Origin of the sequence: Prevotella sp. (assembly GCF_051059605.1) — a bacterium.
Classification (GTDB): domain Bacteria; phylum Bacteroidota; class Bacteroidia; order Bacteroidales; family Bacteroidaceae; genus Prevotella.
In genome coordinates, this window is the sequence record NZ_CP050883.1 from 2,449,434 (window position 1) to 2,470,567 (window position 21,134).

Here is a 21,134-nt window from a genome sequence, read left to right on the forward strand (position 1 = left end):
TTTCTACAACAAAAAAATGGGTGCACGGAACTTTATCCGTACACCCACGTATATAAAAGACTGTTTATTGCTTTTTATTTTGTTCCTTCAGGAAGCATGACAACTGTAATCTTGCTGCCAGTTCCAAGGAATTCCTTCATGAACGCAGATACACTTTGTGGTGTCTGTGCCTCTACAAGTTTTTTGTAGTCAGAATATGTATCAACGCCCAACTTATCATATTCATAGATTACTCCGTCCCAAAAACCGTTTGTTTTTGCGCGATCGTCTATCTGTTTCAACATCAAAGCCTTAACCTTATTAAGCATTTCCGCGTCACATGTTGTAGCCATCTTATTTGCCTCATCGGTCATAATCTTCAATGCAATGTCTCGCTTCTCCGGCTTCATAGGGCATACACCGACAATCTGGTATATTTTGAATCCGTCATCAGCTGCGTTTGCACCTCCATAAGCTCCACAAGAATATGCAGCACTGGCTTCTTCACGGATTTGCTTTAGATATTCCATTGAAAGAACCTGTCCTATCATATCAACCTGTATTGACTTCTCCAAGGTGTATGGAAGATTCATATTGTGCCAAACCATATAGCAGTTTGCTTTAGGAGTCTCCATCTTACGATAGAATACATTCTCAATCTGTCCCTTCTGTGGCATGCGATCACGCTTTGAAGCGACATCAGTACCCTTTGCAGGTAACCCTCCAAGATACTGACAGATGAGTGGACGTATTATCGCATCGTCAAAATTGCCTATTATAGTAAACTCCCAACCCTTTGCACTTGCAGTACGGTCTTTTGCTATCTGTAGAATGCGGTCATAGTTTATGTCCTTCAGATCCTTAAGCAACAGAGGAGCTGTTCTTGGATTGTGGTTATACAATGTTGCTGTAAGAGAGTCACTAAAGGCTACATCTGGAGACAACTCTCTATTTTTGAGCCCTACCTCATACTGCTGCATAAGGTTATTATAAGAGTCATTGTCTTTCTTTATATTTGTGAAATACAGATAAACCATCTGGAACATGGTCTCTATATCCTTTGGTGTTGAGTTACCATCTATGCTCATTTTTCTCTCACTCATCTTCAAGTTAGCATTGGCTATCTTTCCTGCCATTGCCTTCTGAAGTTCAGTACTTGAGAAATCACCCAGTCCGCTTATACCGATAACATTATCAAATACCTTTGTATTAATAAAATCAGCCTTTCCATAAGAAGAAGAACCTGCGCCACCAGCACCCGACAGAATTACTTGATCTTTCTTATAATCAGTCTTCTTCAAGATAACCTTTACACCATTTGAAAGCTCAAGAGTTGTATAATCAAATTTATTGCTCTTGATTTCCTTCTTGATCTTACCAGCCTTTGGAAGTTCCTTTATCAAAGGCTCATTCTTCACATTATCCACATAAGCAGTAATATTCTCTGCACGTGCAGACTTCACAGCGTCAAGAAGTTGTGCCTCTGTAGGATATACATTACCTTCTTTCTCGTTGTTGAAGTTAATGATCACCATATTAGAATCATTCTTTGAAACAAGTTCCTTGATCTGTGCATTGATAGCCTCAATAGGTATCATTGGAACAATCTGCTTCATTGTCTGATATGAATACTCAATCCCAGTCATTGGCTCGTTGGTAAGGAAATGCCCAAGACACTCGCGATAGAATTGAGAATTATAACGCTTATCCTTATTGCTATAAGACTTATCAAGAGCACTCATATAGTCAGCTTGAAAACGGCTATATTCAGAAGAAGTGAAACCAAATTCAGCTGCACGACGCAATTCTACCAAAGCAGCTTTCAATGCATTTGCAGCAACGCCCATATCTTTTGGAGATACACTTAGATCAAAAGCATCCTTTGTTTTTGCAAAGATATAATTACCATCTCCGGCAGATGCCATTACATAAGGACAGTCTGCTTTCTGGGCAGCCTCAGTAAAACGATTATTGAGCATACTTGATATAGCACCGTTCACATATTGGTATACTAAATAAGAAATATTGTTCTTCAAAGAATCAGGGAACACGTCATGCTTGAACATAAGTTCAACTTCTGAAGATCTTTGTTCCTTATCCTTGTCTATAATAACTATAGGCTGTGCATTATCAGGAACTTGCTCATCAATTATAGGAGCCTCGTTCTTAGGATTCTGTATATTTCCAAAAAGTTTCTTTATCTGAGCCTCAACCTTATCTACATCAACATTGCCGACAACAATAATACCCTGATGAGATGGATGATACCATTTTGCGTAATAGTCACGTAGTTCCTTTGGTTTAAAGTTATCAACAACACTCATCAATCCAATAGGGTAACGCACACCATACTTACTTCCAGGATATAACTTTGGAAGATTGCGTTCAAACATGCGACTTGAAGCACTTGTGCGTAAACGCCATTCCTCGTGAATAACACCGCGTTCTTTTTCTATTTCGTCCTTGTCTAGTGTTAGGCCAGTAGACCAGTCACGAAGAATAAGCATACATGTATCAATAGCTCCGGCACGCTGTGTAGGAACATTGTCAATATTGTAAACTGTCTGATCAATACTTGTATAGGCATTAAGGTCGCCACCAAATTCAATACCATTAGCACGGCACCATTCTATAAGTGAGTTTCCCTTAAAGTTATCAGAACCATTAAAAGCCATGTGTTCAAGGAAATGAGCAAGACCACGCTGTGTCTCATCCTCCTGAATTGAGCCAACTTTTTGTGCAATATAGAAGTTCGCACGGTTTTCTGGCCAGTTGTTGTGACGGATGTAATAAGTCAATCCATTAGCCAACTTACCAATGCGCACATCCTTGTCAACAGGAACTGTCATCTGTGGTTGTGCCTGAGCTACACCTGCCAGCAAAAGTAACGCTGCTACCAGTAAATTTTTAAGTCTCATGTATAAAAGTTTTAGTTTATAAAAATCTTAAGATTATATTATGCAAAGATAGAGAAACTTTGTAAAAATACAAAACATTTGCAATTTTTTTTTACTCTTTGCGTAAAATAGAAAGATGGATCAAACGAAGTTATTTGGTTCATTACAAGAATATAAGTAATGAAATATAATCTCAAATATAGAATAAATATATATTACATCTATAATTACAAAAAAAACAAAATTTTCCATAAGTTCTAAAAACGACTAATATCCTCCACACATCACATAAGCTACTGATAGATAATAAATTATCGGTGGAGGTTCACCTCTACTATCATCCACTATCCTCCACGTTTTTGTAAACTATTAAGAAATACAGAGCTATTACTAAACGAAAAACAGATTATGGAAAATAATAAAGCTGTAAAATATATTTACATTATGACTATTTTAGCAATTTACAAACACGTTTGATCGTAGAAACGCAAACGTTGTAACGATATAAAGAAAACGTTTGATCGTAGTATTGGAAACTTTATATCGTAGGAACGCAAACGTTTGATCGATATAAAGGAAACTTCATAACGATATAATAGAAACATTATATCGATAAAACAGATCTACTCGTGCTTATCACATGAAAACTAAGATTGTGTTATTAGCATTTTTACAAAGTGCAATACATTTACTTGAAATACACAAATCTTATAATCTATGGCAAACTTCTAAAATTTTTATTCACTTAAATGATCATAGAATATTGGCACGCAGGATGAAATGTAAATATATTTAAATTCATATCATTCAAGGAATAACACAGCGACACTTGTCATTAGCTAGATATTTCTTAATAGTTTACAAAAACGTGAAGGATAGTGGATAATAGTGGAGGTGAACCTCCACCGATAATTTATTATCTATCAGTAGCTTATGTGATGTGTGGAGGATATTTCCTTTTTTTAAAACTTTTGGATATTTTTATTTTTTCAGGACTACACATGTAATAAAATACTCATAAATAAATTCATCTATGAATCACAACAGTGTCCAACCAATTATCTTTGCACTAATAATTATGTACTTTTATGACTAGAGCATCACTCAAAATACAGAACGAGCCTTAATTGTTCGGTATTGTGTTCGGCGTATTACTTTAACTCACATTGGAGGTGAGCTATGCTCTGCAAAGAAAATTATATTTTCCTTTGCTTTTCCACTCGTTTGCATTACTCTACCTGCGGTGAAGATAAGCTGCACTCGGGAAAACAAAATTAAAACACGTTTTTATTTTGCTTTTCCACTCGTTTGCATTACTCTACCTACGGTGAAGATAAGCTGCACTCGGGAAAACAAAATTAAAAACACGTTTTTATTTTGCTTTTCCACTCGTTTGCATTATCTTTGCACTAAATAAAATATAAACTATGCAAGAAACAAGACAAAACCGCATATCTCGCCTACTGCAAAAAGAACTGGCGATAATTTTTCAGGAACAAACTCGTATGATGCACGGCATAATGGTGAGTGTCACACGTGTAAGAATAAGTCCAGATTTAAGTATTTGCACAGCATATCTTAGTATATTTCCAAGTGATAAAGGGGATGAACTTATAGCTAACATCACAAAAAATGAAAAGGCTATTCGATTCAATCTGGGACAAAGAGTACACAATCAACTTAGAATAATCCCAGAACTTAGATTCTTTATTGATGATAGTTTGGATTATATCGAACATATTGACGAACTTCTGAAAAAATAGATTATTTTAAATATCCAACCCTGTTTAACATGGGTAGGCACGATTATGAACTTTCCATATTATATAGCTAAAAGGTATATCTTCTCGAAGAAGAGCACAAACGTTATCAACGTTATATCGATCATATCGGTAATAGGAGTTGCTGTAGCAACTACCGCATTGGTAATAGTATTGAGCGTATTCAATGGTTTCCATGATTTGGTAGCAACATTCTTCACTAACTTCGACCCACAGATAGAAGTCGTTCCTACAAAAGGAAAGACTGCCCCTGCCGACGATCCTCTTCTTGCAAAGATTAGGCATTTGCCAGAAGTTGATGTTGCTACAGAAAGCGTAGAAGATCAGGCTTTGGCTATATACAACAACAAACAGGCTATGGTAACGGTGAAAGGTGTTGATGACAACTTTGACCAGCTGACACATATCACCGATATTCTTTACGGAGATGGCCACTATAGTCTGCATGCTGGCGAACTGCAATATGGAATCATGGGTATAAGACTTGCGACAACTCTAGGTACAGGCGCAAGATTTGGCGACTATCTACGCATATACGCTCCACAGCGAGAGGGACAGCTAGATATGTCTAATCCACAATCAGCATTCGTTGTAGATTCATTATTATCTCCAGGAGTGGTTTTTGCTGTTAACCAAAGCAAATACGATAAAAATTATATTATAGCTCCTATAGCGTTCGCACGCAACATCTTCGGACAGCAAGGTATGTTGTCTTCTCTTGAAATAAGATTGAAAGACGGTAGTAATCTTGATGATGTAAAGAAAGATATGCAAGATATAGTCGGTAGCAAATATAAGGTTATGGATCGCTTTGAACAACAAGCTGATACATTCAAGATTATGCAGATAGAGAAGATCATTGCATACATATTCCTTACTTTCATACTTGTAGTCGCTTGTTTTAATATCATCGGTTCTCTGTCTATGCTTATTATCGAGAAGAAAAACGATGTAAACACTTTGAGAAACCTTGGAGCCACTGATAAGCAAATATCACAGATATTCTTGTTTGAAGGTCGTATGATCTCGGCTATCGGGGCAGTTATAGGTATTGGTGTTGGATTATTAATGTGCTTCCTTCAGCAGCAATATGGTATAGTTTCTCTTGGTGACAGCAGTGGCAACTTTGTTGTTAATGCATATCCAGTAAGCGTTCACTATGGTGATGTCGCCATAATATTCGTAACAGTACTTACTGTTGGATGGCTTGCTGTGTGGTATCCCGTAAGATACCTCAGCAAGCGATTGTTATTCTAAGTCTACATGATTCACAGTGACCTCCTCATGGAGGAATATCTGTGCACTTTCCTTAAACTTATCTGGGTTCTCTGTGGTATAATACCTACAAGAACCTAGAGTTGTTATTTGCTTCTCTATATCATTATGACGTTCAAGATAGCTCTTAAGACTGCCTGCGACATATTCTCCCTGTGGGATAATCCTTACGCCAGGCTTAACATACTTAATAATCTTTGGCATAAGGATAGGATAGTGTGTACAGCCTAATATAATAGCATCAATGTCATTATCCTTTCGCATAAGCTCATCAATGCGCTTCTTAACAAAATAGTCAGCACCTGGACTATCAGCCTCGTTATACTCAACCAATGGCACCCAGAACGGGCAAGCAACTCCACTTACCTGAATCTCAGGCCATAACTTTTTTATTTCCAAATCATAGCTATGGCTTTTCACTGTTCCTTCTGTAGCAAGAAGTCCAACGTGATTATTTTTTGTGAGCGTACCAATAATCTCGGCAGTAGGCCTTATCACTCCTAGCACTCTCCGTGATGGGTCCAATCCAGGAAGATCAAGCGTCTGTATACTTCTCAAAGCCTTAGCCGAGGCAGTGTTGCATCCTAGTATAACAAGATGGCAACCCATTTCAAACATTTTTATAACAGCTTGTCGCGTAAACTGATATACGACATCAAAAGAACGATCACCATAAGGTGCTCGTGCATTATCTCCAAGATAGAGATAATCATACTGAGGTAACATCTGACGAATACCATGAAGTATTGTCAAGCCACCATAGCCAGAATCAAAGACTCCAATAGGTCCAGGATTCTCAGGGAACGACATTGTCATTTATTTATAACCGCTTTAACTATGTCAGTGATGTCTTCTCCTGTAGCATTATTTATGTATGGAACGGCATCATTGTCCGTATTCAATATAAAAGCATATCCACGCTGGTCACCAATTACCTTCACTGCAAGACGTAATTTTACCTTCAAAGAATCGTATGCCTCTTTCTGAGCCTGTGATAAAAGACGGGCAGACTCTTGCTTGAAAGCAACATTCTTTTCCATCATGTCTTGAAGTTCAGCCTGACGCTTCTGCAATATTGTAGGTGCGAAATCACGCTGACCGTCAAGAAACTGCTCATATTTTTTATTGAACTCTTCTTCTACACGCTTGGTCTCGGCATCATATTTAGCTTGTAAATCACTTATATTATGCTGTACTACGGCATAATCAGGCATCTGCTTCACGGCATTATCAAAACTAAAATAGCCGAATTTTAAAGAAGCCTGAGCACTGGCTGCAAAGGTGAATGCAGCGAAAGCAAGAAACAAGAATAGCTTTTTCATAATTGAACAAATATTAAGTATTACTGAATTATTGAAATTCTACAAAAATACATGATTACCTTTATGAGAAAGTAGGGACGGAATATCATTCCGTCCCTACTTTATTCATATCGGAGTATGATAATTACTTCAATTTGTTAAGTTGTGCCTTAACATCTGCTGTAACATCCTTACTAAGAGTGTCGCTGATATATGGGATACCTGCACTTACATCCATGATGTAAACATATCCACCAATCTTACCTACTGCCTTAATTGCATTAACCAGTTTGGTTGTAATAGGCTGCATTTTTTCCTGCTGATTCTTCTGAAGAGCCTGCTGGTTGTCTTGGTATGTCTGCTGAATCTTCTGATACATTGTCTGAAGGTCAGTCTCTGTCTCCTGCTGCTTTGTAGCATTCATTGTAGACTTTGTCTTATCATACTCCTGACTCTTGCGTGTCAGTTCATCCTGCATAGCCTTAAGATCATTCTCATACTGCTTTGCGGTTGCTTCCATCTCACCACGAGCCTTAATGAATTCAGGCATCTGAGACATTACTTCCTGAGCGTTAAGATGTCCGAACTTCTGAGCGAATGTAGCTAGAGGAGCGAACAACATCAACATTAAAATAATTTTTTTCATGTGTTCTAAATTTATATTTATATTAATTATTTAGCATATCCCAATTTCTGAAGTACATCATTAGATATATCAATACGTGGACTTCCGAATATTATTCCTTGATCGCTTGAACGGTCGAGAACTAAACTATATCCACGCATGTCAGAAATTTCTTTTACTGCATTATAGATATCATCCTGAATTGGAGAGATAAGGCTTTCACGCTTCTTGAACAACTCACCTTCAGGACCGAAATACTTTTTCTTTAGTTCCGAGGCTGCCTTTTCTTTAGCCATTATCTGTTCCTGCTTTGCCTTCTTTTGTTCCTGTGAAAGGAAAGCTATTTCATTCTGATAGTTTTTGTACATCGTACTGGCTTCTGTGTTTAAAGCTTCAACTTCAGCCTGCCATTTCTTGCTCACTTGATCCAGCTGTTCGTTTGCACGCTCATAAGCTGGTATATTCTTAAGTATGTATTCCATATCAAGGAGAGCAAACTTTTGTGCACTCATTGTCATTGCTGATAATAGCATGACAAACATCAATACTGTTTTTTTCATACTTTCTTTTTTTATATGTTAGAATTCCTGTCCCAAGATAAAGTGGAACTGACTTCCACCCTTTGTTCCATTGACATTATCTTTATCGAAACCATAAGCCCAGTCAATACCCATCAAACCAACCATTGGCAGATAGATTCTCACACCAAGACCTGCACTACGTTTCATGTCAAATGGATTGAAGTATTTAGTGTCACTCCATGCATTACCAGCTTCAACAAATCCAAGACCGTAGATGGTCGTGTTACCTAGCATAAACGGATAGCGAAGTTCCAATGTGAAACGGTCATAAGCATAACCATTATATGCAAGTGAACCATTCTCATAACCACGGAGTCCGATAGTTTCTTCAGCATAACCTGTAGAGTATCCACTCATACCGTCACCACCGACATAGTATGTCTCAAACGGAGACTTCTTATATTTATTGTAACTTCCAAGCAATCCCATTTCAACACGTGTCATAAGTACGAAACATTTCTGTCCTCCACTAAGTGCTGTATATGTCTTTGCTTTGAACTTCCACTTGTGATATTCAACCCATCTATACTTTTCCTGCTGCTCAGCAGAGTATGTTGCAGAATATGGATCATTGGCAAGATTCTTATAATCCTTGTGGTCCCATGCACTCCATGGTGGAGTAAGAGTTACACTAGCACTAAATTCAGAACCCTTACGTGGATAAAGTTGGTTATCGGTTGATGTACGACTTAAAGTCAAATTAATATTGAGGTTGTTTGCAGAACCGTTTGTCATCAAGAAATAGCTCCAGTTCTTCAAATCATAACGCTGATAAGACAACTGCGCTGACAAACTAAAGTAGTCATCAGGCCAGCGGAGGCGCTTTCCCCATCCCAAACTGATACCATAAAGTTTCACGTATTTGTCTGGGTCGTAATAATTCTCATAGTTATTGTAGTTGTAATTTCCGTAACCAGACATTGAACTGTAATAGCTGTTCATGTAGGAACTGTTATAGTATGTACTAGATACATCCGTCTGCTTACTGAAATATGCACTCACACTAAATTGGTTAGGACGCTTTCCACCAAACCAGTTTGTTGAATAACTAGCATTATAGCTCTGATAGTATGTACCATTGGTCTGTGCACCGAGGCTTAAAACCTCACCGTCACCAATAGGCATTATACCACGATGTTCCTTATTCTTATTAAATAGGTTTGCCATAGAGAAGTTGTTAAGCTTCAAACCAATACGACCTATGACACCTGTCTGTCCCCAACCAAGAGAGAACTCTACTTGGTCATTACTCTTCTGTTCAAGATTGTAGTTTACATCTACAGTTCCATCCTCAGGAGAAGGCTTTACATCAGGATTTATTTTCTCTGGATCGAAATGTCCCATTGAAGCCAACTCACGTACAGAACGCATCAAAGCCTCCTTTGAGAAAAGGTCACCAGGTTTAGTACGCAACTCACGACGCACAACATTCTCGTAAAGACGGTCGTTACCATTGATGCGAACATGACTAAGATATGCCTGTGGTCCTTCTATGACACGCAACTCAAGATCTATTGAATCACTTACAATATTCACCTCTGTAGGGTTGATACTTGAAAATACATAACCATTATTATAATATAAGTTAGCTGCAGCATCCTCATCTTCATTCAAACGTTTATGAAGGAGTTTCTGATTATATGCATCTCCCTTCTTCATACCGAAGATATTATTCAAATAGTCTGTTGTATATACAGTATTACCAACCCATGTGATATTGCGAAGATAATATTTCTGTCCCTCATCTAGCTTAATATATATATTGACATGCTTAGGATCATTATTCCAGACACTGTCTTTTAATATAGTAGCATCTCGATAGCCAAGTTCATTATATTTTTCAATTAGCTTTTTCTTATCTGTTTCCCATCTCTCAGGTGTGTACTTCTTCGCCTTAAGGAAACTGCTTATCTTACCAGCCTCATGAGTCTTAGCAAAAGCACCTTTTTTAAATAGTCCACCTTTTATCTTACTGTCAGCAAGTTCCTTGTTGCCCTCAATAGTAATCGTATGAACCTTCATTTTCTGTTTCTTATCTACGATAACATCAAGAATAACTTCGTTTTTATTGGCAACATCATCATGCTGATTAATAACAATCTCAGCATTTTTAAAGCCTTTATCATCAAAGTATTTCTTGGCAAGAATCTTTGCTCTATCAATCATATTAGGCGTAATCTGTGAACCTTTAAGCAGACCGAGCTTCTGCTCCATATCTTCACGTTCACTCTTCTTTAATCCTTCGTAATTAATAGTCGAAACACGAGGACGAGTCTTTAACGCAATATGCAGATATATCTTTCTGCCGACAATAGAATCTGCTGAGATTTGAACATCAGAGAATAGACCATGACGCCAATAACGCTTTACAGCATTAGTAATCTCTGATCCAGGAATCTCTATCTCCTGTCCTACCTGCAAACCAGAAATACTAGTGAGCATATAGTCTTCATAGCCCTCAACACCAGAAATATTGATACCGCCAATAGAACAAGTACGCGGAGTACCTGCATAAGAAATATCGGGGTTTAGGATTTTATCCTGTGCTTGTACATACAGTCCAAGGGTAAGACCCACTGTCAGTATAATTGCCTTCTTTATATTATTCATTCTAAAAGATGTTTCGAATCTTTACTATTATTATCTGTAATTTACTTATCTGATTCAACTTGTTCCTCAGTCTTGCCAAATCTTCTTTGGCGGCTCTGATAACTTAAAATGGCTTCCTGCAAATCGTTCTCACCAAAGTCAGGCCAATAGGTATCACAGAAATACAGTTCAGAATAAGCTATCTGCCATAGCATATAATTGCTTATTCTCAACTCACCACCGGTACGTATCAGCAAATCAGGATCTGGCATGAAACTTGTTTCAAGATGCTTACTTATCGTTTCCTCAGTAATCATTTTTTCAACAACACTTTTGTCAAATTGTCCTGTTACACATTTATCTGTAGCTTCATTAACTATATCACGTACAGCCTTTGTGATCTCCCAACGACTTGAATAGCTCAAAGCAACAACCATTGTCATTGCATTATTGTTGATTGTATGCTCCATGGTTTCATGCAACTTATCCTGCACTTCTTTCGGCAGTCTTTTTATATCACCAACAACCCTGAAGCGCACATTGTTTTTCATGAATATTTCATCTTCAAGAGAACTCAATACAAGTCCCATTAGTGCACTTACTTCGTCAGCTGGACGATTCCAGTTTTCCGTAGAAAATGTATATAAAGTGAGATACTTCACACCAAGACGCACGCATTCTGATGTGATTCTTCTCACTGCGTCGACACCTGCCTGATGACCAAAGCTTCTCGGCTTGTTTTTTTCGGCAGCCCAACGTCCATTACCATCCATAATAATGGCAATATGCTCTGGTATTCGTGTCATATCCAATGATTTATTCATATATATAGTCTACTCTTTATTACATGTTGTACACTTTGGCATGAAACTATAAGTGATTGTAAACAGGAGAGATGAGTAACAGTCTGTATTTTTAAACAAACCAGAACTACTTATACCATAAGGATTCTTAACTCCATCCAGCTTGTCACTTAACGAAAAATGCATAGCCCATTCCAGTCCTGCATTAAGTCTTTCACCTATCTTATATTTAAGGCCCACACCAAGTGGAATATTAGCAGTAAAAACATTATTCGAACAATCACAATATGTGACACCGATACCGCCACTTATAAATGGCGTAAAACGCTGTGCACCGCGATAGTCGTATCCTGTACCATAAGGCCAGAAATTATACTCATAACTAAAATTTGCGTCAGCAATCGAATTATTGAAATTATATTTGCCGTCTGCATATTCAGTATAATATGTATTTGTTTCTGCCGAACTGCCTTTCAGTTTTCCGTAAGACATGGCTAACTTCAATGCCATATAATGGTCAATATTGCGTCGTAGCACAACCGTGAACATTGGTTTCAAGTCTTTGGTGATATTACCATTAAAATCGCCAAGATATCCAGTCAGTCCCATTCCACCTCCGATTTCCATACGATAGTCGTAATCTTTCTGCGCACTCATTGAAGCGGCAGAGATAATCAATATTATCATCAGAACGACTTTTCGCATTTTATCAGCTTATTCTTTTTTCCAACTTACCTGATTTATGTGTCCTTTCCAGACCTGTCCGCTTCCTCCACATATTAGCCATACACAACTATTGTTGTCGGCAACCAAAGCAAAAGACGCAGCTGCACATTTAAAACCTGTCGGCTGTGACATCAGAGAGTCACTCTGCCAAGTTATACCTTTATCATAACTCATATAGAATTTAGAAAAGGCTGTTTCCGTGCTTGCACCAAGTCCACTTCCACCAAATGCCATTATAGCATCTCCATATTTAACAGTCTGGAGATTAGTAAGACGTGGAGCAGGATATTTATTATCGTCTGTTATATTGTAGTTTGCCCAAGGCTGATTCTCGCTTCCATTAACATTTTCCTCTACTTTTCCCCATACCATTGCATAAGCATCAGTAGAATAAGATGCGTCACGATTTCCTACAAGAACGAGATTATTTGTATTCTCATTAACAGCAGAAGCAAAACTAAACATATTTACGTTGTCTGTTGGAAGCAAAGTCAAAGCATCATCAATTCCATTTAAAGTCCAAGTTGCACCATTATCTGCAGAACTCTTCACTCCTGTTCCACTTAATGCATATAAATTAGTTGCTGTACTTCCCACGAGCCTAGTAAGCGGTTCATTGCTTACTGTTTCCCAAGATTGACCATCCTTACTTCTTATGACACTTCCATCATTGTACGTATAAATATAATCACCTTTTACGATAAGGCTCTTATAAGCATCAGTTGTCAGTGCGACATTAGGAGTAAGCTCACTCCACCCTGCTACATTATTCTGCGAAGTTGTGAAAAGTTTTACAACACCGCCATTGTTTCCCATAAGGAATATCTGACTATTCAATGCTACACCTTTCATTGCAGAAAGAGTTGCAATGTTAGGATTCTCAGCCGAAGTAGCATCCCAACGGAAAGAGTCAGCTACCTCTTTATGAATATTCACATGAACTGTATATGCACGATAAGCTGTACCTTCCTGATTATAAACACGGAATTCACGTGGAGTTCTGAAATCTAAAGAGTCAGTACTTGAATAATAAGCCAAAGTGTCACTAACAGTGCTCTTTATAACTATACTTCCACTGTTTTTCGACGAAACAGTACACAACACCTTTTTACCATCAATACCATATGGCAATGAATCAGGATTGTATATTTCGCGTTTAGCCTGGTCTATGTAAAACTTATACCCACTACAACTAAGCGTGGTCTGGTAAACGCTGTCCTTACCGGTTGATGATGTGGTATGCTTATAATATTTAAGCGTACCAACAGAAAAACTGGTTATAGCGGTATCGCCATAATAAGTAGTTTCTTCATTATCACTGTTTAAACATGATGTAAAAACAAATATGGCTGAAAGCAGCGCTGCCAAGGATATTAACTTCCTCTTCATTACACTCTATTATATTATTAAATGCCACGAGAAAATACTTTCCCGCAAGTTTTTGTCTGCAAATTTAATCAGAATTCTGCAAATAGGGCAATAATTGTGTCCTTTATTATGTAAAATAATGATTATAAGAACGTTTTTTAAGTTTGTTTTACTTAAAAGCGTTACTTTAAAGCAGTAAACGGTAATTAAATCATTCTGGCAACACTTTCTAATAAACAAATTGGCAGAATATCACATGAAACATGTATGGTATGAAAAAATAAAAAAAGCTCGCTTCCAAAAGAAAGCGAGCTTTATATATAAAGTTTTAATCTTCAAAGATTATAGCTTTGGACCAGCAGCTACAAGAGCCTTACCAGCCTCATTGCCTTCATACTTCTTGAAGTTCTTGATGAAACGTGCAGCAAGATCCTTAGCCTTAACATCCCACTGACTAGCGTCAGAGTAAGTGTTGCGTGGATCAAGGATGTTTGTATCAACACCATTCAACTTTGTAGGAACTACGAAATCGAAGAATGGGATTGTCTTTGTATCAGCTGCATCGATTGAGTGATCAAGGATTGCGTCGATGATACCACGTGTGTCACGGATAGAGATACGCTTACCTGTACCATTCCAACCTGTGTTTACGAGATATGCCTTAGCACCACTCTTCTCCATCTTCTTAACTAGTTCTTCAGCATACTTTGTTGGGTGAAGCTCAAGGAAAGCCTGACCGAAACAAGCAGAGAATGTAGGAGTTGGCTCTGTGATACCACGCTCTGTACCTGCAAGTTTAGCTGTGAAACCAGAAAGGAAGTAATATTTAGTCTGCTCTGCGTTCAAGATAGATACTGGAGGAAGAACTCCGAATGCATCTGCTGAAAGGAAGATAACCTGCTTTGCAGCTGGACCCTCAGAAACAGGACGCTGAATATTCTTGATGTGGTAGATAGGATAAGATACACGAGTGTTCTCTGTAACCTTCTTATCATCGAAATCAATAGTACCATCTTTAGCTACAGTTACATTCTCAAGAAGAGCATCGCGACGAATAGCATTGTAGATATCTGGCTCAGACTCTTTATCAAGATTGATAACCTTAGCATAGCAACCACCCTCGTAGTTGAATACACCGTTGTCATCCCATCCGTGCTCGTCATCACCGATAAGCTTACGCTTAGGGTCTGTTGACAATGTAGTCTTACCTGTACCAGAAAGACCGAAGAAGATAGCTGTATTCTCACCGCTCATATCTGTATTAGCAGAACAGTGCATAGAAGCCATACCCTTAAGTGGAAGGAAGTAGTTCATCATTGAGAACATACCCTTCTTCATTTCACCACCGTACCATGTATTTACGATAACCTGCTCTTTAGAAGTAACGTTGAATACAACAGCTGTCTCTGAATTAAGACCAAGTTCCTTATAGTTAGTAACCTTTGCCTTAGAAGCATTGTAAACGATGAAATCAGGCTCCTGATCAAAATCAGCCTCGCTCTGAGGACGGATGAACATGTTTGTTACGAAATGAGCCTGCCAAGCAACCTCAACGATGAAGCGAACCTTCATACGTGTGTCCTTGTGTGTACCACAGAAACCATCAACAACAAAAAGTTTCTTGTTTGAAAGTTCGTTCTTTGCGATCTCCTTTACAACATCCCAAGTTTCCTTAGATGTGCGGTGGTTATCGTTATGAAACTCCTCAGAATCCCACCATACAGTGTCATGAGAATTCTCATCGTCAACGATGAACTTATCTTTAGGTGAACGACCTGTGTAAACACCAGTCATAACGTTAACAGCGCCTAGCTCTGTCTCCTGACCTACCTCAAAACCTTCGAGACCTTCTTTTGTCTCTTCGTTGAACAATACTTCAAATGAAGGATTGTAAAGTACTTCTGTAGTACCTGTGATACCGTACTTAGCAAGTACAGACTTGTCAAACTTTGCCATTTTTAAAATGTATTTAAGTTGTGAAAAATTTATATCCTTAGTTTTACCTTAAAATTCGACCGCAAAGATAACGAATTTGTATCGAATTACCAACTTTACGCTACCAAAAAACATATAACAGAAAAACTTTTAGGTTAAAGAATTTAAAAAAAACATGATTGAAAAGACATTTGCAAAATAGACTTTGCAAAATAAATAGAATTGTCTAACTTTGCACAAATTATTATAAAACGACCTATGAAAATAGTAAATTTCTCAGAGCAAAACAGTATTATCAACCAATATCTGGCTGAAATTCGCGATGTTGATTATCAGAATAACAGATTACTGTTTAGAAACAATATTATGCGTATCGGTGAATTCGAGGCTTTTGAACTCTCAAAGACATTAGAATACAGCGCAAAAGAAGTTGCCACTCCATTAGGCATAGCTAAAGTTAATGTACCAACAGATAAGATTGTTCTTGCAACCATTTTTCGTGCAGGACTTCCGTTTCATAATGGATTCCTGAATATTTTCGATCATGCCGGCAATGCATTTGTAAGCGCATACCGCGAGTACAAGGATCAAGAACATCATGAGGTTGACATACATATAGAGTACCTTGCTACACCTAGCATTGACGAGAAAATTCTCATCATCGCCGACCCAATGTTGGCAACTGGCGGAAGCATGGAACTTGGTTATAAGGCGTTTGTTACTAAAGGTACTCCTAAACAGATTCACGTGTGTTGCGTAATTGCAACTCCTGAAGGCATCGAGCATATTAAGAATACATTCCCTGAAGACAAAACCACGATTTGGTGTGCCGCAATTGATCCAGGAATGAATGAACATAAATATATTGTACCAGGATTCGGTGACGCTGGTGATTTATGCTACGGAGATAAATTGTAAAAAAAGACGATTAAATAATTGTGCTTTATCTTTTATTGATCAGCAAATGTTATAAAGACAAGGCTGATTAATTATTAAAAGATAAAGCACATTTTTTGCAAATTAATATTTAAACGAACTTCCACCAAGGAATTCTCTTAACAAAGACGTTGGCGGAATATCCCGATTACTAATCGGCATAAAATATTTCAGGAACTTCAGAAGTCGGTATGCTTCACTATATTCATCACAATTTTCTGGGACCTGCTCCAGTAAAGGTTCTGCCTGTGTTTTGAGCACAGCAAGTTCAAACAACATAGCGGTATTAAACACAGCATCAGCATTTTCCTGATACGGGAATATCCATTTATTTTCACCAGCCCTTACCGAAGGCCATCTATGGATAGTTTCCTTAGCAGTAACCCCACGATATTTAAAATCTCTTACGATGCGCCGTAGCAAGCGATTATCCGTAGTAGGTATATAGTTATGATCATCAAGCAATATTGTGGTAAGGGCAGATGCATAAACACGAAATATCTGTTCTTCAGGTATTTGTGATGTCAGTTCAGGATTAAGCGCATGTATTCCTTCAACTACTAATACGTTATGCTCGTTCATTTTCAACTTCTTACCACTTTTCTCGCTTGTTCCTGATTGAAAATTATATTTAGGCAATTCAACTTCCTCACCTCTGAACAAATCATTAAACTGTTCATTGATAAGATTTAGATTCAGCGCATATATACTTTCATAATCAAATTCACCATTATCATCCTTTGGTGTATGTTCACGGTCAACGAAATAGTCATCCAGACTTATTTGCAGTGGTTTTATACCATTTGCAAGCAATTGTATTGACAATCTTTTGCAAGTAGTTGTCTTTCCTGAAGATGATGGTCCAGCAAGCAGCACCAACTTCACTCCCTTGCGATTTGCTATTTCATCAGCTATCTTGGCAATCTTCTTTTCCTGCAAAGCCTCGCTTACATTAATCAGTCCTGTAGCGTATCCATTTGTCACCGACTCATTGAAATCACCAACTGTTCGTACTCCCATTATATCCTGCCATCTATGGTGCTCTTTGAATATTTCAAACATCTTATCTTGTCGCGTCATTTCAGGCAACACAGAAGGATCTTTCATAGAGGGTATACGCAGCAGAAGTCCATCATAATACTTTTCCAATCCAAACATGTACAGTTTTCTAGTATTGGTAAGAAGTGAACCATAATAAAAGTCAACATAGTCACCAATCTGATAATATGTCGTATATAATCTACCACTACTTTCGAGAAGCTTTACCTTAGCCCCGTCACCACGATCACGAAACATTTTTATCGCTTGTTCGCTTGGCACTTCATGCCTTGTAACCGGCATATGTTCACTGATAATTTTCTGCATGCGTTCCCTTATATTATCAACATCTTCAAGACCTACGGTATGTCCGAGTTGCAGATTTACATAATACCCATTAGAGACAGGAATGTCTATCACAACACGACTCTTGGGATAAATATCATGAACAGCTTTGCATAATACGAAAAACAATGTACGCGTATAATTACGCGAAGCTGACGCCGAATGCATATCAAGGAATTCCACATCCTTACTATGATATACTCTATAATGCATTCCTTCAACCTTATTATTCACTCTTGCACATATAGGACCGAATGACATATCAATATTAAATTGAGAAAAAACATCAGAAAGTGTGCTCCCGATTGCCACGTCTTGAGTTTTTTTATTATTTTTGCAACGGATTTGTATTACTTGTTTCATTGTTTGGCATTAATATATATAATAATGTTAACTTAACTGTTATAACATCTAATCTCCAAAGGTATAAAAGTTTTGCATCTCCACAAAATTTAGACATTACAAATTAAATAAATTATGTCGATTTGGATATTTTTTAAACTTATTGGTTCGCTGGCACTTCTCATGTTCGGAATGAAGTCTATGAGCGACAGTTTACAGAAGATGGCTGGTCCCCAACTTCGTCACGTATTAGGAGCAATGACCACCAATCGCTTCACAGGAATCCTTACCGGCACATTCATTACCGCAGCAGTACAGAGTTCGACCGCAACAACAGTAATGACAGTGTCATTTGTTAACGCAGGACTTCTAACCCTTGCACAGGCAATATCGGTAATTATGGGTGCAAACATCGGAACCACCCTGACAGCATGGATAATGAGTGCCGGTTTCTCTTTCAACATTACTGATTTCGTATGGCCGGCTTTCTTTATAGCAATACTACTAATCTACTCAAAAAAGCGCAAGATACTTGGCGACTTTATTTTCGGAGTATCATTTATGTTCCTTGGTTTGGGAACTCTAAGACAAACAGGTATTGACATGGACTTGGCTCATAACCAACCAGTATTAGCTTTCTTCTCATCATTTGATCCAAACAGCTTTACTACGACATTAGTATTCCTATTGATAGGAAGTTTACTCACAATGTGCGTGCAAAGTTCGGCCGCCATAATGGCTATAACAATGATTCTTTGTTCAAATGGTGTATTACCGATATATCAAGGTATTGCACTTGTGATGGGTGAAAATATCGGAACGACGGTCACATCAAACCTAGCCGCATTGACTGCAAACACTCAGGCTAGACGAGCCGCTTTTGCCCACATGTTTTTCAATATGTTTGGTGTGGTATGGGTACTTTGCATTTTCAAACCGTTTATAGATATGGTTTGCGGCTTTGTTGGATATGATGAGACTATAACAAAAGCCGATCCAAATTTTCTTGCAAATACTGCTAAATTAAGTTTCGTTCTTGCAGCTTTCCACACTACATTCAATGTAGCAAACACATTGGTTCTTGTAGGTTTTATACCTCAAATGGAAAAGATTGTATGCAAAGTTATAAGACCTAAAAAACAAAATGATGAAGACGACTTCCGCCTGAGGTTCATCCAGACTGGCATCATGAAAACCCCAGAGTTAAGTGTACTTGAAGCACAAAAAGAAATATGCAGCTTTTCTGAACGTATACAAAGAATGTTTGGTATGGTGCGCGCCCTTCTAAAAGAGAAAGATGAAAAGAACTTACTTAAGATTTTCAGTCGCATAGAAAAATATGAAGGCATCAGCGATAACATGGAAATAGAAATAGCCAAATACCTTGATGAGGTAAGCGATGCACATTTAAGCGACGAGACTAAGGCAAAGATTCGTGCCATGCTACGTGAGATAAGCGAGATTGAAAGTATCGGGGATAGTTGCTACAATATTGCACGTACTATAAATCGTCGTATAACAGGCAAAGAAGATTTCACTCCTCAACAATATGAGCACATACATCAAATGTTTGAGCTAACAGAAAGTGCCCTTGAACAGATGAACTATATGTTTTCTCACAACAAGGAAAACATTGATGTAAACCGCTCTTTCAATATTGAGAATGAAATCAACAACTTCCGTAATCAACTGAAAACTCAGAACATCAATGATGTCAACTCACATTTATATACCTATGCAATAGGAACTATGTATATGGATATCATTCAGGAATGCGAGAAGCTTGGTGACTATGTCGTAAATGTTGTAGAAGCACGCATGAACACTCGTCAGCATTACGTATAAGACAAAATACACTCTTTTAAATATAAAAACGGGGGCATATCAATAATTGATATGCCCCCGTTTTTATATTGTCAAATCATATTCAAACATATTTCATAAGTATGTCCCATACAGCAATTATATGGCATATACTACCAGCCAACACAAAAAAATGGAATACAGTGTGCATGTATTTTCTTTTGTTTAAACTATAGAATACAGCTCCTGTTATATAGCATATACCTTCTGCTATTATCCATTCTAAGGCACCCCCACTTAAAGAATCTATCAAAGGTTTGATAGCAATGATCATGCTAAATCCCATTCCGACAAAAGCAATAGTCTCAAGATTGCTATGATCCTTTAGGTTTACGAAACTTATTATAGTACCCACTAACGCACATCCCCATACAAAGCAGAACAAAGTCAGTCCCCAATATCCATGGTCGCGTAATGCGATAAGTGTTATAGGAGAGTAACTTCCGGCAATATGCCAATATATAGCAGAATGATCCCATTTACGCAATCTTTCTTTCCATTTACTCCAAGCTGACAAAGAATGGTATAATGTCGAAGCAACATAAGAGCATAGCATTCCAAAGAGATACAGTATCACTCCAACTGCTGCAATGCCGTCATGAGCACGAGAGCACCATATAAGAAATATCACTCCAAACACTATACCCAAAGCGATACCTCCAGCATGACTCCATGAGTTCCATATTTCTTCCTTATGACTAAAATGTATCTTTATATTCATAATAATTTATACAAATTGCACTGTATTGT

General features: G+C 37.8%; 16 protein-coding genes. 4 read left to right on the forward strand and 12 right to left on the reverse strand.

Features of this window, described 5'->3' with window-relative positions; genetic code table 11:
• Nucleotides 1-74 precede the first annotated feature (74 nt).
• Complete coding sequence (locus HEQ28_RS09650; protein WP_434502020.1) at nucleotides 75-2,897, reverse strand: M16 family metallopeptidase; 2,823 nt, start codon at nucleotides 2,895-2,897, stop codon at nucleotides 75-77.
• A 1,406-nt stretch (nucleotides 2,898-4,303) separates the two neighbouring features.
• Between HEQ28_RS09650 and rbfA the strand changes: the two genes are divergently transcribed.
• Complete coding sequence (gene rbfA, locus HEQ28_RS09655; RefSeq protein ID WP_434502021.1) at nucleotides 4,304-4,639, forward strand: 30S ribosome-binding factor RbfA; 336 nt, start codon at nucleotides 4,304-4,306, stop codon at nucleotides 4,637-4,639.
• 45 nt (nucleotides 4,640-4,684) lie between these two features.
• Nucleotides 4,685-5,914, forward strand: a complete 1,230-nt coding sequence (locus HEQ28_RS09660; protein ID WP_434502022.1) for an FtsX-like permease family protein — start codon at nucleotides 4,685-4,687, stop codon at nucleotides 5,912-5,914.
• Here the strand turns inward: HEQ28_RS09660 and murI are convergent.
• From murI to pckA, 9 genes are all read right to left on the reverse strand, one after another.
• A complete protein-coding gene (gene murI, locus HEQ28_RS09665) occupies nucleotides 5,906-6,742 on the reverse strand; it encodes a glutamate racemase (protein WP_434502023.1) in 837 nt (278 codons plus the stop codon). The two genes, HEQ28_RS09660 and murI, sit on opposite strands and share 9 nt — an antisense overlap.
• 2 nt (nucleotides 6,743-6,744) lie before the next feature.
• Nucleotides 6,745-7,254 (reverse strand): OmpH family outer membrane protein, encoded by a 510-nt coding sequence (locus HEQ28_RS09670; RefSeq protein ID WP_434502024.1) that lies wholly within the window; start codon nucleotides 7,252-7,254, stop codon nucleotides 6,745-6,747.
• Nucleotides 7,255-7,378: 124 nt separating this feature from the next.
• Nucleotides 7,379-7,879, reverse strand: a complete 501-nt coding sequence (locus HEQ28_RS09675) for an OmpH family outer membrane protein (protein WP_434502025.1) — start codon at nucleotides 7,877-7,879, stop codon at nucleotides 7,379-7,381.
• A gap of 26 nt (nucleotides 7,880-7,905) precedes the next feature.
• Complete coding sequence (locus tag HEQ28_RS09680) at nucleotides 7,906-8,418, reverse strand: OmpH family outer membrane protein (protein WP_434502026.1); 513 nt, start codon at nucleotides 8,416-8,418, stop codon at nucleotides 7,906-7,908.
• Between the two features lie 18 nt (nucleotides 8,419-8,436).
• A complete protein-coding gene (locus HEQ28_RS09685) occupies nucleotides 8,437-11,049 on the reverse strand; it encodes a BamA/OMP85 family outer membrane protein (RefSeq protein WP_434502027.1) in 2,613 nt (870 codons plus the stop codon).
• Between the two features lie 41 nt (nucleotides 11,050-11,090).
• Complete coding sequence (locus HEQ28_RS09690) at nucleotides 11,091-11,852, reverse strand: isoprenyl transferase (RefSeq protein WP_434502028.1); 762 nt, start codon at nucleotides 11,850-11,852, stop codon at nucleotides 11,091-11,093.
• A gap of 9 nt (nucleotides 11,853-11,861) precedes the next feature.
• Nucleotides 11,862-12,536, reverse strand: a complete 675-nt coding sequence (locus HEQ28_RS09695) for a type IX secretion system protein PorG (protein WP_434502029.1) — start codon at nucleotides 12,534-12,536, stop codon at nucleotides 11,862-11,864.
• 9 nt (nucleotides 12,537-12,545) lie between these two features.
• Nucleotides 12,546-13,946, reverse strand: a complete 1,401-nt coding sequence (locus HEQ28_RS09700) for a DUF6242 domain-containing protein (RefSeq protein ID WP_434502030.1) — start codon at nucleotides 13,944-13,946, stop codon at nucleotides 12,546-12,548.
• Between the two features lie 321 nt (nucleotides 13,947-14,267).
• Nucleotides 14,268-15,881: a phosphoenolpyruvate carboxykinase (ATP) gene (gene pckA / locus HEQ28_RS09705; RefSeq protein WP_434502031.1), complete on the reverse strand. Its 1,614-nt coding sequence runs from the start codon at nucleotides 15,879-15,881 to the stop codon at nucleotides 14,268-14,270.
• 237 nt (nucleotides 15,882-16,118) lie between these two features.
• Here pckA and upp point away from each other — a divergent pair, with 237 nt between their 5' ends.
• Nucleotides 16,119-16,778 carry a uracil phosphoribosyltransferase gene (gene upp, locus HEQ28_RS09710; RefSeq protein ID WP_434502032.1) on the forward strand — a complete coding sequence of 220 codons (660 nt, stop codon included), beginning with the start codon at nucleotides 16,119-16,121 and terminating at the stop codon, nucleotides 16,776-16,778.
• A gap of 102 nt (nucleotides 16,779-16,880) precedes the next feature.
• Here upp and HEQ28_RS09715 read toward each other — a convergent pair whose 3' ends face one another.
• Complete coding sequence (locus tag HEQ28_RS09715; RefSeq protein WP_434502033.1) at nucleotides 16,881-18,542, reverse strand: nucleoside kinase; 1,662 nt, start codon at nucleotides 18,540-18,542, stop codon at nucleotides 16,881-16,883.
• 114 nt (nucleotides 18,543-18,656) lie between these two features.
• Here HEQ28_RS09715 and HEQ28_RS09720 point away from each other — a divergent pair, with 114 nt between their 5' ends.
• The gene (locus HEQ28_RS09720; protein ID WP_434502034.1) at nucleotides 18,657-20,366 is read left to right on the forward strand and encodes a Na/Pi cotransporter family protein; all 1,710 of its coding nucleotides are present in this window, start codon (nucleotides 18,657-18,659) and stop codon (nucleotides 20,364-20,366) included.
• 82 nt (nucleotides 20,367-20,448) lie between these two features.
• On the opposite strand, the gene trhA is transcribed toward HEQ28_RS09720, so the two are convergent.
• Entirely contained in the window at nucleotides 20,449-21,105 is a 657-nt protein-coding gene (trhA, locus tag HEQ28_RS09725; protein WP_434502035.1) for a PAQR family membrane homeostasis protein TrhA, read from the reverse strand.
• Between the last annotated feature and the right edge of the window lie 29 nt (nucleotides 21,106-21,134).

Bases quoted from the DNA above. Each gene is read 5' to 3' on its own strand.
- HEQ28_RS09715 (WP_434502033.1), bottom strand. From the start codon at position 18,542: ATGAAACAAGTAATACAAATCCGTTGCAAAAATAATAAAAAAACTCAA.
- HEQ28_RS09690 (WP_434502028.1), bottom strand. From the start codon at position 11,852: ATGAATAAATCATTGGATATGACACGAATACCAGAGCATATTGCCATT.
- trhA (WP_434502035.1), bottom strand. From the start codon at position 21,105: ATGAATATAAAGATACATTTTAGTCATAAGGAAGAAATATGGAACTCA.
- pckA (WP_434502031.1), bottom strand. From the start codon at position 15,881: ATGGCAAAGTTTGACAAGTCTGTACTTGCTAAGTACGGTATCACAGGT.
- HEQ28_RS09670 (WP_434502024.1), bottom strand. From the start codon at position 7,254: ATGAAAAAGCTATTCTTGTTTCTTGCTTTCGCTGCATTCACCTTTGCA.
- HEQ28_RS09680 (WP_434502026.1), bottom strand. From the start codon at position 8,418: ATGAAAAAAACAGTATTGATGTTTGTCATGCTATTATCAGCAATGACA.
- murI (WP_434502023.1), bottom strand. From the start codon at position 6,742: ATGTCGTTCCCTGAGAATCCTGGACCTATTGGAGTCTTTGATTCTGGC.
- HEQ28_RS09675 (WP_434502025.1), bottom strand. From the start codon at position 7,879: ATGAAAAAAATTATTTTAATGTTGATGTTGTTCGCTCCTCTAGCTACA.
- HEQ28_RS09695 (WP_434502029.1), bottom strand. From the start codon at position 12,536: ATGCGAAAAGTCGTTCTGATGATAATATTGATTATCTCTGCCGCTTCA.
- HEQ28_RS09700 (WP_434502030.1), bottom strand. From the start codon at position 13,946: ATGAAGAGGAAGTTAATATCCTTGGCAGCGCTGCTTTCAGCCATATTT.
- HEQ28_RS09660 (WP_434502022.1), top strand. From the start codon at position 4,685: ATGAACTTTCCATATTATATAGCTAAAAGGTATATCTTCTCGAAGAAG.
- HEQ28_RS09720 (WP_434502034.1), top strand. From the start codon at position 18,657: ATGTCGATTTGGATATTTTTTAAACTTATTGGTTCGCTGGCACTTCTC.
- rbfA (WP_434502021.1), top strand. From the start codon at position 4,304: ATGCAAGAAACAAGACAAAACCGCATATCTCGCCTACTGCAAAAAGAA.
- HEQ28_RS09650 (WP_434502020.1), bottom strand. From the start codon at position 2,897: ATGAGACTTAAAAATTTACTGGTAGCAGCGTTACTTTTGCTGGCAGGT.
- upp (WP_434502032.1), top strand. From the start codon at position 16,119: ATGAAAATAGTAAATTTCTCAGAGCAAAACAGTATTATCAACCAATAT.
- HEQ28_RS09685 (WP_434502027.1), bottom strand. From the start codon at position 11,049: ATGAATAATATAAAGAAGGCAATTATACTGACAGTGGGTCTTACCCTT.